Raw genomic sequence first — 13772 nt, 5'->3', positions numbered from 1 at the left:
GGCTAGATGGTAGGGAAAAAGGCGAATCTGCTTTGGCAGATTCGCCTTTTATTTGTGGTATTTCAAAATCAGAATCAAATTCCAAAAATAGGGTGGCATTTCACTGTCCAAACAATCCCTTCAATTTCCCTTTCAACTCCTCATTCACTTTCTCTTTCAATTCTTTTTTCTTCTCTTCAAGAACAGGGGCTGCTTTTGCTTTGAATGCTGATTTCAAGGCTTCGCTGCCGATTTGTGAGAATAAGATTTGATAGCCTAGTTTGTCGAATGGGCCGCTGATTCGTACTGGAATGCTTAGGTCTTTTAGTTGCGATAAATCAGCGCCATCTTGCCCTGCTGAGGTATTCACAATGGTTGTGCGTGCGGTGTAATCGAGACTGCTATTGCGTAGATTCACTTGTCCTTTACCACCAACTCGCAAGAACGGTGATTTCATATCGAGATCGTCGCTGTTACCTACGCCGTCAACAAATTGCATCGATACTGAAAATGCTGAGAAGTCGGTTTTTTCATTTTTATTAGCAGCTTGTTGCTGATCCGCTTTGTTGAGTATTTTTGCTTTAAAGTCGCGCAAGGATTTTGCTAAGTTAATTCCTTTCACTGCACCATCAGTTAATTGTGTTCGTACGTTGCCGTTTAAATTATCTTTAAATTGCGATACACGTTTGCCGTGGGTATTGATATTGACACTGAGGTTGCCGCGACCTTCAACAATGTCTTTTTGCATGAAATCGACCAAGATAGGATTGATTTGCACATTGCTTAAATTTTGTTGCATTTGAAAGCGGTTTCCGTCGACATCAAAACCCATATTGCCAGCGACACTACCTTGATATAGTTGCGCTGCAATGCCATTCATGGCGAATTTTCCTTGGCTTGCTTTGATTGGTAAAGCAACTTGATTGATCTTTAGGTTTTTAACTTGAAGCGCTCCGATGCGGATCAGACCATCTAGGTTCAAGGATTTCAATGCGCTTAGATTGAGATCCTCTTCTTTGCTGCTATCTACTTTTGCAGGTTCCACTGCACTTTTAATATAACGATCTAGATTGATTTTATCGATATCGACTTTAAAGCTGATTGCCGGATTTGAAAAATTATTCACTTGTACTGACGTTTGTAATTTGGTGTCATCGAATTTTGCATCTAGCTCGGTATCAAGCGATTTATCCTTTAGATTGGCACTGAGTTGTCCATTGATAGGGATAAGGATTTCGGCTTGCGCGAGTTTTGGATCATTCAACTTAATTTGTAGCGCTAACTGGGGCAGTTGTACAACTTGGGTATCGAGTCCCATGCTTAGACTAGATTTCAAATTGACTTGTTTGCTGCTGCCAGCCTGCTTGCTTTGTGCTTGCGCACTGAGCTCGGCAATTTGCAATTGTTTATCCTGTATCTGTAACTTACCCAACACAATTTGCGTACTCAATTCTTGAGTGCCACCTAGTTTGGCGGCTAGCTGAATTTGTTCGCTAGCACTTTTGTTCGGACTGAGTTGCATTGCCGCCGTGCTGATTTCAACATTAAAAGGATTGCTTCCTAGTTTGCCGGCGATTTGGGATTTGAGATCTTGCAGGTCGAGCAGTTTTTGTTCGATGTCGAAGCGCAATTGTGTATTGATGTCGATTTTTGCTTCCGCTTTGGGTTGCTCAAATTGGAATTGCGCGCTGAACTTGATCGGCGTTTTATTTTTGTTGCTGATTTTTCCGGTACTGAAATTCAGATCGTGAATGCGTCCTTTTAATTCACTTTTTTGATCGTCAATGGCAAAACTCGATTGCGCGATATCGATACCTTCAATATCGAAACGCATTTGCTGCGTTGTTGAGCTAGGCGATTCCGCTTCTTTGTTAGAAGATTCTTGCTTGATCAGATCATCGATATTTGATTGACCTGCGGCATCACGTTGGTAGCGCAGTTGTAGACCTTGGAGTGAAATTTTATCGACGACAATTTGCTTTTGTAGCAGGGGAAGGAGTGCCAGAGAAACTTGGGCTTTATCGACTGCGGCGAATTGCGTTGTTGATTCAAACTCTGACAGTTTGATCTTCTCTAAACTGACGCCCAGTTTGGGAAAAAAGTTGAGTTGAATATTGCCATCAATCGCCAAATCTCTATGTTTCTTGTTTTTAACCAGCTCAATCAATTGTGATTTGAACTGATTTGGGTCGAATATAAAACTCAGATAGGCGATACCAAGACCCAGTAAGAGTACGATAGCCGAGAGCGCGACAGCTAAAATCTTGAAAGGCTTTTTCATAGCAAATTCCTGATTGAAAAGAAGATCACAGCGATATGATCATAGCACCTTCACAACGACGAATTTGTTAAATGTTTTTACTTGTGGAATTTGAAATATTTGCTGCGCAAGTGTGGGCAGGGAGTAAACGAAAAAATGGAATTCCTGCCGTAATGCTGCTCGGTTCAGCCCTACAGGTTGAATTGTCATTCCCGCAAGGACGGGAATGACAGATATGAACTAATTTATTTGGGCTAATAAACTTGAGCTAATCCAGCTTAGATATTTGATTGAAAGCATTTGAACGCTTGTCTCCATTTAGATAAGCGTTCTCCTAGCCGCGGATTATTTGTGTGTTTATTTATTCACGTTCACTAAAGGCGTGGCATTGCCTAACAAAACCGTATTGCCCGCTTTTGAAGCGATCGCAATGGCCGCGTCACGTTGGATTTCCGCCAAGCGTAGTTCTTTTAAAGCAGGTGTGAGTGATTCGCTGATGATTTTATTTGCCTTTGCTTCGCCTTCTGCTTGCACGATTAAGCGTTCTGCTTCCGCTCTGGCTAAATCAACTTCTTTAAGTTTCTTCTGAATCGCTTGATCCGTTTCTGCACGCTGACGAATCGCCGCCTCAATCGCTGGGTCGGTTAACAAGTTTCGTACATTCACCGCTGTGATTAAGAACGCGCCTTTGTCATTGTTGTCTAACTCTGCTTGCAAGCTGGCTCTGACCATCTCAGCTAATTCGGTGCGTTTGGTATGCATCGTGGTTGCGTCCAATTGCGCGATGGATTTATAGACAGATTCACGTGCTTCGCGCGAGACCCGACTATATGCCATCACCAAGTCGCTAGTGCCATCTCTAACTACTTGTTTGTGTTGCACCACATCACCTTGATACTTGGTGTACAAAGCAGGAATTGCGGCTGGCATCGTCTTGAAATAAATATCGATATCGACATCTTTCATCGTTAGGTTGTCGCGACTTTTTGGCGTCATATCTTGTAGCTGAAAATTCACTTCTTTGGCAGTGAATTCATCAACTGTTTTAAATGCAGTGAAGTAGATGCCTGGTGGCAGCGCATCTTTGCCGACTTTACCTAAAGTTCGTTCAACTCCGACATTACCAGTATCGATTTGGGTGCAACCAGTTAGGATTGCTGCAATTGAGATTAAACTTAGTGGCGCCAATTTGGAGAGGATTTTTTTCATTTTTCTTCCTATATCAAAGTAAGTGTAAAGCAGGTGTGTAATACGCGATGATCAACAAGATGAGTAGTAACATGCCAAACGCAATGAGTCGCAGTGCATGACGGGCAAACGTCTTGCTTGCATTTTTTCTGGTGAGTGGCGAGGTTAATTGCCATCCTCCATACAGTAGCACTGCGCCTATCAGTATCATTACAAAATGTTTCATCACCACTCCTTTCTATTTATTTTTAAATTAAATCGCGAAAACAAAGTGTAGTTTTTTTATGGCGCTCCTACTAGCAAAAACATGAGGTAATCGTTGCTAGAAAAAACCGGATTTCTTTGCTTGGATACGAGCCGCTGGTTGATTAGATGTGACAAGAATATTCGCAGCAAGACTTAAATGGAGTCTAATTTGCTTTGATCATAGTCGTAGTTTGTTACACTGTGCTTACTTGCTTTGAATTGTGCTTAGGCATGGATTCGTAATTTTCTTCTAGGTTTTTTCTGTGTCACATTCCGCTTTTCACTTAGTCATTCTTGCTGGTCTTATTCATGCCTTATGGAACATCGCTGCTAAAAAAGCAGGGGGCGATGTGCGCTTCGCAGGTTTCACTGCTTTAATCATGGCGGTAGTGTGGGCACCTGTTGGTATCTATGTTGGTTGGGATATGGTGCCGACTTGGGGATACCTCGAATGGGGATTTATAAGTGCGAGTGGCGTTTTACATGTCTTGTATTTCGTGACTTTGCTGCGTGGTTATCGCAAAGCCGATTTAACCGTGGTCTATCCATTAGCGCGCGGCTCGGGGCCGTTGATCTCATCAGCAGTTGCCATATTGTTTCTCGGAGAACATCTGAGTTTGTTGGGTGGGCTCGGTATCTTGGCGGTTGTTGGTGGCGTGTTTTTGATCGCAGGTGGTCCCAAATTATTGCGTTCGCTGCGTCAAGAGCAAGACGCACATGACCAGCAGATAAGAGTGCGTAGAGGCATTTTCTACGGCTTATGCACAGGTTTATTTATCGCGGCCTACACGGTGTTAGATGGTTACGCCGTCAAAGTATTGCTGCTCTCTCCCTTGTTGGTCGATTACTTTGGCAACTTCGTTCGTATCGCGCTGCTGTTACCGGTGTTGCTACGTGACCGTGTTGCAACGCGTGTGTCTTGGAATAAAGAATGGAAATACGCGTTGATTGTCGCTGTGATTAGTCCTATTTCGTATGTGCTTGTTTTGTATGCGATGCAGGAGGCACCACTCAGTCACGTCGCCCCCGCACGTGAAGTTTCCATGCTATTTGCTGCACTGATAGGTGGCCATTTATTAGACGAGGGCGATCGCCTGCAACGCATCTGCGGTGCTTTATGTATTGCGGTCGGCGTGATTGCATTGGGCAGTTTCTGATCGTCTAACTTCGATTCACAGCTGTTGTTTTCAAGACGTATTTTTCTATCGATTTTATAGTTGATTTTATTTTTGCCTAAGTTGGCATTGACATCCTTAAAGTTAACTACTACAGTTGTCTTACTACATTTGTAGAAATAAGTTGAAATGCTTCCAAAAGGAACGATATGGATGAAGACGCTGACAAGGTTTCACTGAGTGATTTGCAACTAAGCATCATGCGTGTGCTATGGGATCAACCGAATTCTAGTACGGCGCAGGTGACAGAATTGTTGCGCGATAGTCGTGCACTTGCTCATACCACTGTCGCTACTTTACTGACGCGTTTGGAAAAGCGCGGGCTTCTGTCTAGCCAGCGTGAAGGGCGTCAAATTTTTTATACTCCTTTAGTGAGCGAATCTCAGATTCAAAGATCGATGCTGGCGGATTTGTTGGCAACCGTATTCCGCGGTAATACGCCAGCGCTATTGAGTCATTTGGTGCAAGAAGATGAGATTAAAGTCGATGACTTAGAAAAAATTCGTCAATTGATCGAAGATAAAGGAGGCGACCATGCTTGAGCAAGCTGCGGCGTACTTTTTGGTGTACCTCATTACATATCTCATTCATAGTAGTTTATTGCTAGGATTTGCATATGTTGTGCAGCGCGTGGGGCTGTTGAATCCGATCACCCACACACGTTTTAGTGAATCCTTGTGGCGTCTGGCTTACTTCGCAGGCTTCATCACAGCAGCACTGCATTTGGTGCTGGCGAGTAATATGTTTCAAACGAATACTTCAGCAGCATCGATGCATGATAGTGAATTGATAGTGCCCGTATCGGTGCTGACGACAGAAGGCAATGCGGTGGATTCTGTAGCTGTTGAATCTACAAATCCACCGAAGTATTCGCAAAATGTAGCGAAGTCTGTGCCATCGTCTATCGTTGATTTTTCTCTTCCTTCTTCAATATCCTTGCCATCGTATTTGTCGGAAATTGCGATCTATATCGTGTCGGCCTGGCTCATTTTTGCTGTTTTCGTGGTCTGGCATTTGGTGTGGCAATTAAGAAATTTAAATCGACTCGCGCTGGAAGAACAAGCAGACGATGCATGTGCTATAGCCGCTTCGCATCAATTTATTGCAGAACATTTTTCTCCTCACCAGCTGCGTTTGCAGTTGCGTATCAGTCCTAATTGGTATAGTCCGATGGTGGTACCGAATGGCGTGATTTGCTTGCCGCAATGGATGACAGAAGAGCTAACGCCAGCACAGCAACGCGCCGTGTTAGCACATGAGATTGCGCATGTCGTTCGCAAAGATACGGTTTGGAGCATTGCTTATGTGCTGGTGTTGCGCCTATTCTTTTTCCAAATATTGAATCGCATGGCATATAAGCGATTGCGAGATATCGCTGAGTTAGCTTGTGATGCCGATGCGAGTAAAACGGTCAAAGCACAGGATTTAGCAAAGGCACTCTATGTCTGCGCCAAACAAGTAAAAGATCACACCATGAACGGATTGATACTGGCGGCACATCACGAAGGCTCAGCCTTAGAGCAAAGGGTGCGGTGTTTATTGGAGCAGCGAGCAAGCCTTGGAAATAAAACGCAGCAATCACATTACTTGACTAAAGTGACATCAGCAACCAAGCTAATCGTTTCTGGAGTCGGTATTTTGGGCGTCACGTGGACGGCGACATTTGCGATGCCTACCATGCAGCTTCCTGTCGAAGTTTCGAAGTCCAATGTTGCGACAGATTCTCGTCCCAATTTGAATTTGGAGCCGGCTCCTGAGTCTATATCGTCGACCGTGCAAGTGACGAGTACACCTTCTGGTCAAGCAGAAGTTAGTAATCGTAGCGAACAAATAGCAAGTACGCCCACGGCACAGGTTTCTGCGCAAGCACCACTTCGATCACAAAATCCAACATCCTTTGTGGTTAGGCGTGAAGAGCGCACTCAGCTCGCAAGTCAAGATTTAATGCTCGATACCAGTTGGATGCAGGCGGAGCTTGCTTATGCTCAGCAAGATTATCAAAAGGCAGCACAGCTATATGAAGCATTGCGCGCATCGGGTAGAGCAGAGGCGCAAAATCGGCTGAATCAAATTCATGCACGACTACAAAAGCAGGCAGAGATTCAAGCCTATCTAACCGAGTTCCCAGCCAACGAATATCGTTTGAGTGCTGAGAGATGCCAGCCACCCGCAAATTTAGTAGCGAGTGGTGTTCGTAGCAAGAACCTCGAAACCCTAAAGCAAATTAACGACTGGGAGATTTGTTACAACCAATTCGTCGAAAAGTTGCAACAACGTTTTGCGCAAAATCCTATCGTTCCACAAGAGCTTGCGATATTGATGACCGATGCTGAAATCGCACGTGCGAATCAAATCGCGAAACAAACCTACCATCGAATTAGTGCTGAAGCTTTAGCACAGTTAAAACCGATACAAGCGGCGATCACCCAATGGCAAACTGAACGAGTACAAGCCGAGCAATTGGCGCAAGCATCTAGTCAGCAATCGCGACGTGCTGGTGCGATGCCGACTCGTATCCAAAATCAAAAGGAACTTCAATCGTTTACTTATGCAAATGGACGTCCACTCTCTATCGATCAAGAATCGAATCGTGTGAATGACGCGTTTGGTTGGCAACATCGCGGACAAACCCATGCTGTCGATCAAGTTGTAACTACAAAATCACCAGAGAAATGAGAATATGATGAAAACTTTGTTACCCCATTTGATCGCCTTATCTTGTTGCCTTAGTTTCTCGTCCTGCGCCATATTTACCAAAGCACCGTTGTCTTATTTGGAGGCGAAGCCTTATTCCGCAATTCATTCCAGTTCGCAGTTTCCAGTGCGGGTGGTATCGATTGACGGTAGCCTACAGTTTTCTATGCCAGTCCAGATTGCACCTGGTGAGCGTAGCTTAGTGCTGGAAGCGATGCCATCAAATTCGGCAAGACATACGATACAGAAATCGATACATTTAAAAATTGCACCATGTACGGGTTATTTTTTGCTGGCGCAGCGTGATTCTGTGATGCAAGCGGATTGGCAATTGAAAATTGATTCGACTGAAATGGTCGCAGCCTGCGATCCAATAGAAGAAGTAAAAAAGGCGTCTCAATATTAAGCGAGGGACGATCGCGTTTCTTTTGATTGCTAGCGACCTCTGACATACAAGCGAATCAAAATATCGTTTGCAGAGGCCGCAAATCAACTCCTAACCACTGGGTTCATCTAGACCTCCACATCACCGACCAGCAGCGTGCTGATTCGCACTATTTGTTTTGGTGCTTGCCTACTTGCTCGAAGCCTTTATCCAACCTAGGTTGGAATAATTGGCCGTCAGAGTTTGTTAGGTTTGAACTAGCATTCGTATGCTCTTTTGTGTTTGCGGTGCTAGTGGCACCCAGATTGCTGCGTGATTGTGGCTTGCTTGCTGTTGATGTTGCTTTAAGCGTTTTTTGTTCTGCAGTTTTGGGCTGATTTTGCACTTGTTGACTCCACCACCAATAAATGCCGATCGCGATAATCGTAGTCAGGACCAGGGCGATTGTGCCGTTACTCCAACGTGATTTGGAGCGATTCGCTGTTTCTAGATAGAGCTCAAAATTATCTTTGCTCTCAATACAAGCTAAGGCGGTCTCGGTAGAGGCCGGTGTTGATGCTGAACTAGCCTGGTATGCCGTGGCTGTATTAGAGGAAAAATTTTCTTCATGACTCGATGCTGCATTTTGCACTGCCTCGTCTGTCGCTTGCCGCTCTGGCTGTTGTTCTACTTCTATCGGTAAGGGTAATTGCGGATTTTCGAGTTCGACAAATTGTTGATTTTTCTCCGCTAGTGTCTGTGCTAATTGTTGGTGTTGATCAGCGAGCGCGTGCGCAGCTTGTTCTGCCGCGATTCTGGCTTGTTCAGCTTGAATCGCCAAATCTTGCTGTTCTATTTTGTCTTGTGCTGCGTTGATGGCTTGCGTTTCGAGCGCCGCATTTTCTTGGGCTAATTGATGTAATTCTTGTTCGCGCAACAGGCGTTGTTGTGCGATGACAGTCGCTGCTTTTTCAGCTTGTAGTCGTTGTTTCGCTTTGCTAATACTTTCTTTTTCTTGTGCGATTTTTTGATGTGTTTGCGTCAGTAGCAGACGTTCTTGGTCAGCTAGTTGTTCTAAGTTGGCTAATTCTGCCTCGGATTGTGTGACTTGTTGTTCTAGCTGTTCGCGCTCTAGAATTTTCGCTTCAAGGCTTTGATGGTCTTGTTGGTGTTGTGCCGTTAATTCGGCGAGCGCTTGTTGTGCTTCTGCGATTCTGGTTTGTAATCTTGCTTGTAGCTCGTTCAGTTGCTGTAGCTCTTGCGTGTGCGAATGCAGTTTTTGCTCTGCTGCTAGACGTTCTTGTATCAACTGTTCTGTTTCTGCATCTAAAGTAAGTTGTGATTTTTGCGCGCTTAGCAATTCAGCTTCGCTTAAGATTCTTTGTTCTAACAGACGCTTGGCATCGTGCTCTGCTTGTTGCCGCTCTTGTGCCTGTTTTTGCGCTTGGATAGAAGCGGAAACGCGTTCTCGTGCGACGGTTTCTGCTTCTAACTCTGCGTCAGCGAGGCGATGTGCCGCTTCTAGTAAGGCGGTTTCGTGCGCCAGTCTTTGTTGTTCCGCCAGAATCGCCAAACGGTCGTTCTCTTGCCTTTGTGTGGCAGCACTGATGGCGTCGAGTTCGGCTTGCAGGCGTTTTTGTAAGCTTTGTTCGGCTTCTTGTGCTGCAGCAAGTTGGGCCGCAGAAATTTGTTCTGCTCGTTGCTCTGCACTGGTTCTGGCCTCGACTTGACTTAACAGACTCGCTTCAGCCGCTTGTCTGCGTTGACTGTCTGTTAGTGCTCGTTCTTCTGCGAGGATTTTCTCTTCGATTTTTTGTGCCGCGAGTTGTTCTAAGCTCTGTTTTTCTTTTGCTGCTTGTTCTGCTGTGTTTTCAGCGAGCGACAAGGCGACCGCGGATTCAATCAGCGCGGTTTCGGCGGTAATTTTTTCTTCGATTAGCTTGGCTAGTTCGGCTTCTGCAGCGATGCGCTCCTGCAATTTTTGTTCAGCTAAACGACTGACAAGTAATCGTTCCGTACTTTTGAGTTTGGCTTCGCGTTCAACTGCGATCTTGAGTTTGCTGACGCGGATCAGTTCATTTTCCGCTTCTATCCTCGCATTTTCAGCATCTAATTGTGCGTTGGTAGTGGATTCTTGTTGAGTGAGCTGGGCGATGGCTTCTTGTTCTTCAGCGATACGTTGGCGCGCCAGTTGTTCTGCGGCTTGATCAGCGGCGATACGTTGTTGAATCTTCTCGTTTAGCGTGTGTTCTTGCGTTTGTTTTTTTTCAGTCAGCGCGTGCAATTCTTGTTCAGCTTGTAGTCGCTGCTGCGCTTGTGTTAGCGCTGCTTGTTCGGTCTGGGTTTTGCGCTCTATCGCTTGCAATAACGCAGCCTCGGCTTGCAGTTTTTCTTTCAGTGCTTGCTTTGCTTGTTGTTCTGCATGTATGCGTTCTGCTGCCACTTTTTCGATTTGATGTACTTCTTCTAGTTGTGTCTCGGCATTTGATTTCGCGAGATTTTCCGTAGCAATCAATTTTTCGGCGATAGCGCGCAATTCGGTTTCCATCGCTAGCGTCGATTGCACGGTTTTTTCGGATGCTTGTTCGGCGTTGATGCGTTGTTGATGTAGTTCGAGTGCTTGTCGTTCGCTGTCTAATCTTTGTTGGGCTAACTTCTCTGCTTGTTTCTCCGCCATCAAACGAGTTCTAACTTTGACCAATAACTCTTGTTCAAAGTCGATACGGCTATTGGCATCAATTAACAAATCACGCTCAACTTTGGCTCTCGCGTACGCTGCTTGTTGCAGATTCCATTCTTTGTCAATTTGATCCAAGATGCTTTGATCGGGTTTTTCGGCTGCGTCATGTAGTCCACTGGTCGCAACTTCATGTACTGCGCTTATAGCCTGCGCTGATGACATCTCTTGGGCAGAATGATGGAAGGCGCTATTGATAGCATCTTGGCTCTGATCACTGTTCGCATCTTCATCGCCACGGTTGAATGTACGATTGAGTAATGATTGCTTTAGTTGTTTGAACATGGAAAAACCTAGTGATCAGGAGTCGTAAGAGATTGCAATTGCGAAGATGATAAAACCTTCTCATTTTACCGAAATTGAGCTGTAATTTATTTATCTTATAGCAATCTTGTTTTGGATTGTCTTGGATTTTTTGCGCTTCTGGCGGATAAAACCACAGATAGACGCGCTTATGGATAAGCTGCGATCAATTCGGTTTGGCATGAGCGTGTGATTTCGCTACTTTTTTGCTGTTTTTGCGCTGTTTTTGTGCAGTCTTTGTCGTTATTTTTGGAATTATTCATGGTCTTTTGGAACTTTTCATCCGTGCTACGCTCCAATTTGCGGGGAATTTTTATAAAATAATTCACACCTCCCATTTTCTTCCACTTCATGGAGTAAACATAATGCGTTTGCCAGTGTCATTAGGGCTCTTATGTCTGAGCATGTCTGCCTTTGCGGGTGGGCAGTCCGACGATAAGTTTCGTCAAATAGAAAATTTATTGCCTACACCAACCTCCGTACGCACCGCTTCTGGTGCGCCGGGTCATGCATATTGGCAGCAGCGTGCTGATTATGTGATTCGCGCAACTTTGGATGAGTCTAAACGTGCGATCACTGGCGCAGAGACCATCACGTATCACAATAATTCGCCAGATACTTTGAATTATCTGTGGGTGCAGTTAGACCAAAATATCTTCCGTCCAGATTCGGATGCGAATAAAACTCGCACTTTACCGTCACGTGATGCTTGGAAAAACCCGAATGCGGTTAGCTTCCAAGCGATGAGTGTGATGAATGAGCGTGAGAATTTTGATGGTGGTTTCAAAATTACTTCAGTTAAAACCGCCGAAGGTCAAGCATTGAAGCATGTGATTAATCGTACGATGATGCGTATCGATTTGCCACAGCCATTGAAACCGGGCGCGAAATATGTGTTCAGTATTGATTGGAACTACAACATCGGTAATGGCAAATTGCTAGGTGGTCGTGATGGCTACGAGCATTTCAAAGAAGATAAAAACGATATCTTCGAAATCGCACAATGGTTCCCACGTATGGCGGCTTACTACGATGTCTATGGTTGGCAACATAAGCAATTCTTAGGTTCTGGCGAATTCACATTGGAGTTTGGTGATTACGATGTGCAATTGACTGTGCCAAGCGATCACGTGGTTGCTGCAACAGGTGAATTGAACAACGCAGATAAAATTTTGACGGCAACGCAGCGCGAGCGCTTGAAGCAAGCGCGCACGGCAAAAACACCGGTTGCGATCGTAACGCAAAAAGAAGCGGAAGAAGCCGAGAAAACACGTGCAACTTCTAGCAAAACTTGGCACTTCAAAGCAAAAAATGTACGTGACTTTGCATGGGCAACTTCGCGCAAATACATTTGGGATGCGCAAGGCTATAAATCTGGTTCCAGCAACGGCTTAGCGATGTCTTTCTATCCAAAAGAAGCCAATCCTTTGTGGGGACAATATTCTACGCAAGCGATCATCCACACGATAGAACAATACAATAAGTTCTCTTTAGATTATCCATATCCAACAGCGCAATCTGTGAATGGCCCACAAGGCGGTATGGAATATCCGATGTTGTCTTTTAACGGCGGTCGTCCAACCAAAGATAAAAAGACTGGCGAGTTGACTTATTCTAAGCGTACTAAGTACGGTTTGATCAGTGTGATTATTCACGAAGTTGGTCATAACTATTTCCCGATGATCGTCAATTCAGATGAGCGTCAATGGACTTGGATGGACGAAGGTTTGAACTCTTTCGTACAAAGTTTGGCGGAACAAGCTTGGGAAGAAAATTATCCAGGCACACGTGGTGAGCCACGCGGCATTGTCGATTACATGAAGAGCCAAAATCAAGTGCCTATCATGACCAATTCCGAATCCATTTTGCAATTTGGTCCAAACGCTTATGCAAAACCAGCAGCTGGTTTGCACATCTTGCGTGAAACAATTTTGGGTCGTGAATTGTTTGACTTCGCGTTTAAAGAGTACGCGCAACGTTGGAAGTTTAAGCGCCCAACACCAGCAGATTTCTTCCGCACCATGGAAGATGCTTCTGGTACAGACTTAGATTGGTTCTGGCATGGCTGGTTCTACACAACAGATCCAGTCGATATTAGTATCGACGGTATCGTTGAATACACGATGTCAACCAAAGATCCAGAAGTAGAGAAAGCATGGCGTCGCGCGCAGTTTGCGTCCCAGCCAACTTCAACTGCTAATCAGGCAGACAAAGGTAAGTTGGAACGTCGCTTAGATTCACATCCTGAACTCAAAGATTTTTACAATCAATATGATGACTTCACTGTCACCAATAAAGATCGTAACAATTACATGGATCTGATGAAGAGTTTGGAAGAAGATGAAAAAGCGATGCTGAAATCTGGCAAGCATTTTTATCTGGTGGATTTCTCCAACGTCGGCGGTTTAGTGATGCCTTTGATTTTGGAAATTGAATTGAAGAGCGGTAAGAAATTAATTCAACGTATTCCAGCAGAAATCTGGCGTTACAACTCCAAGAAATTCACCAAGCTGATCGTTACAGATGAGCCTATGGTTGGTTTGACGCAAGATCCTTATTTGGAAACTGCAGATATTGATACCAACAACAATTCTTGGCCACGTAAGATAACGCAATCACGTTTGGAATTATTCAAAATGAATATGCAGCCAAGCGACATGATGATGGATTTCAAAACACCTTTGAAGACAGATAAACCTGAATCCAAAGATGCGGCGAAACCAGCTGAGAAGAAGTAATGTACTTCATCTGAAGTGCGCGTGTCGTACTTCAGATCGATTCTTCGTTGTGCATGCGCGCAAATGTGCATGCACAACAAACAAGATA

The 13772-nt window shown here is 44.7% G+C and carries 9 protein-coding genes; 5 read left to right on the top strand and 4 right to left on the bottom strand.

All coding sequences use genetic code 11. The features are described 5' to 3' along the window. Positions 1-100 precede the first annotated feature (100 nt). The 3 genes from IE103_RS10895 to IE103_RS10885 form a co-directional block, all read right to left on the bottom strand. A complete protein-coding gene (locus IE103_RS10895) occupies positions 101-2260 on the bottom strand; it encodes an AsmA family protein (protein WP_189346130.1) in 2160 nt (719 codons plus the stop codon). A 336-nt stretch (positions 2261-2596) separates the two neighbouring features. Beyond that, the gene (locus tag IE103_RS10890; RefSeq protein WP_189346129.1) at positions 2597-3448 is read right to left on the bottom strand and encodes an SPFH domain-containing protein; all 852 of its coding nucleotides are present in this window, start codon (positions 3446-3448) and stop codon (positions 2597-2599) included. A gap of 13 nt (positions 3449-3461) precedes the next feature. Then, the gene (locus IE103_RS10885) at positions 3462-3653 is read right to left on the bottom strand and encodes a hypothetical protein (protein ID WP_189346128.1); all 192 of its coding nucleotides are present in this window, start codon (positions 3651-3653) and stop codon (positions 3462-3464) included. Positions 3654-3936: 283 nt separating this feature from the next. Here IE103_RS10885 and IE103_RS10880 point away from each other — a divergent pair, with 283 nt between their 5' ends. The 4 genes from IE103_RS10880 to IE103_RS10865 all read left to right on the top strand — a co-directional run bounded on the left by IE103_RS10880 (position 3937) and on the right by IE103_RS10865 (position 7948). Beyond that, positions 3937-4830: an EamA family transporter gene (locus IE103_RS10880; RefSeq protein ID WP_189346127.1), complete on the top strand. Its 894-nt coding sequence runs from the start codon at positions 3937-3939 to the stop codon at positions 4828-4830. A gap of 167 nt (positions 4831-4997) precedes the next feature. After that, positions 4998-5390: a BlaI/MecI/CopY family transcriptional regulator gene (locus tag IE103_RS10875; protein ID WP_189346126.1), complete on the top strand. Its 393-nt coding sequence runs from the start codon at positions 4998-5000 to the stop codon at positions 5388-5390. Next, positions 5383-7524: a M56 family metallopeptidase gene (locus tag IE103_RS10870; RefSeq protein WP_189346125.1), complete on the top strand. Its 2142-nt coding sequence runs from the start codon at positions 5383-5385 to the stop codon at positions 7522-7524. The genes IE103_RS10875 and IE103_RS10870 overlap by 8 nt, the downstream gene beginning before the upstream one ends. A 4-nt stretch (positions 7525-7528) precedes the next feature. Further along, positions 7529-7948: a hypothetical protein gene (locus IE103_RS10865; protein ID WP_189346124.1), complete on the top strand. Its 420-nt coding sequence runs from the start codon at positions 7529-7531 to the stop codon at positions 7946-7948. A 148-nt stretch (positions 7949-8096) separates the two neighbouring features. Here the strand turns inward: IE103_RS10865 and IE103_RS10860 are convergent, their stop codons facing one another. Next, positions 8097-10928, bottom strand: a complete 2832-nt coding sequence (locus IE103_RS10860; RefSeq protein ID WP_189346123.1) for a coiled-coil domain-containing protein — start codon at positions 10926-10928, stop codon at positions 8097-8099. A 383-nt stretch (positions 10929-11311) separates the two neighbouring features. Between IE103_RS10860 and IE103_RS10855 the strand changes: the two genes are divergently transcribed. After that, entirely contained in the window at positions 11312-13684 is a 2373-nt protein-coding gene (locus IE103_RS10855; RefSeq protein WP_189346122.1) for a M1 family aminopeptidase, read from the top strand. Positions 13685-13772 lie beyond the last annotated feature (88 nt).

Source organism: Affinundibacterium macrobrachii, assembly GCF_014652415.1.
Taxonomy (GTDB): domain Bacteria; phylum Pseudomonadota; class Gammaproteobacteria; order Burkholderiales; family Burkholderiaceae_D; genus Undibacterium; species Undibacterium macrobrachii.
The sequence above is the reverse complement of the archived record's forward strand: the minus strand, read 5'-3'. Positions and strand labels throughout refer to the sequence as shown.

Excerpts from the sequence above, each read along its gene's own strand:
- IE103_RS10860 (WP_189346123.1), bottom strand. The coding sequence starts at position 10,928 with ATGTTCAAACAACTAAAGCAATCATTACTCAATCGTACATTCAACCGT.
- IE103_RS10885 (WP_189346128.1), bottom strand. The coding sequence starts at position 3,653 with ATGAAACATTTTGTAATGATACTGATAGGCGCAGTGCTACTGTATGGA.
- IE103_RS10895 (WP_189346130.1), bottom strand. The coding sequence starts at position 2,260 with ATGAAAAAGCCTTTCAAGATTTTAGCTGTCGCGCTCTCGGCTATCGTA.
- IE103_RS10890 (WP_189346129.1), bottom strand. The coding sequence starts at position 3,448 with ATGAAAAAAATCCTCTCCAAATTGGCGCCACTAAGTTTAATCTCAATT.
- IE103_RS10875 (WP_189346126.1), top strand. The coding sequence starts at position 4,998 with ATGGATGAAGACGCTGACAAGGTTTCACTGAGTGATTTGCAACTAAGC.
- IE103_RS10865 (WP_189346124.1), top strand. The coding sequence starts at position 7,529 with ATGATGAAAACTTTGTTACCCCATTTGATCGCCTTATCTTGTTGCCTT.
- IE103_RS10855 (WP_189346122.1), top strand. The coding sequence starts at position 11,312 with ATGCGTTTGCCAGTGTCATTAGGGCTCTTATGTCTGAGCATGTCTGCC.
- IE103_RS10870 (WP_189346125.1), top strand. The coding sequence starts at position 5,383 with ATGCTTGAGCAAGCTGCGGCGTACTTTTTGGTGTACCTCATTACATAT.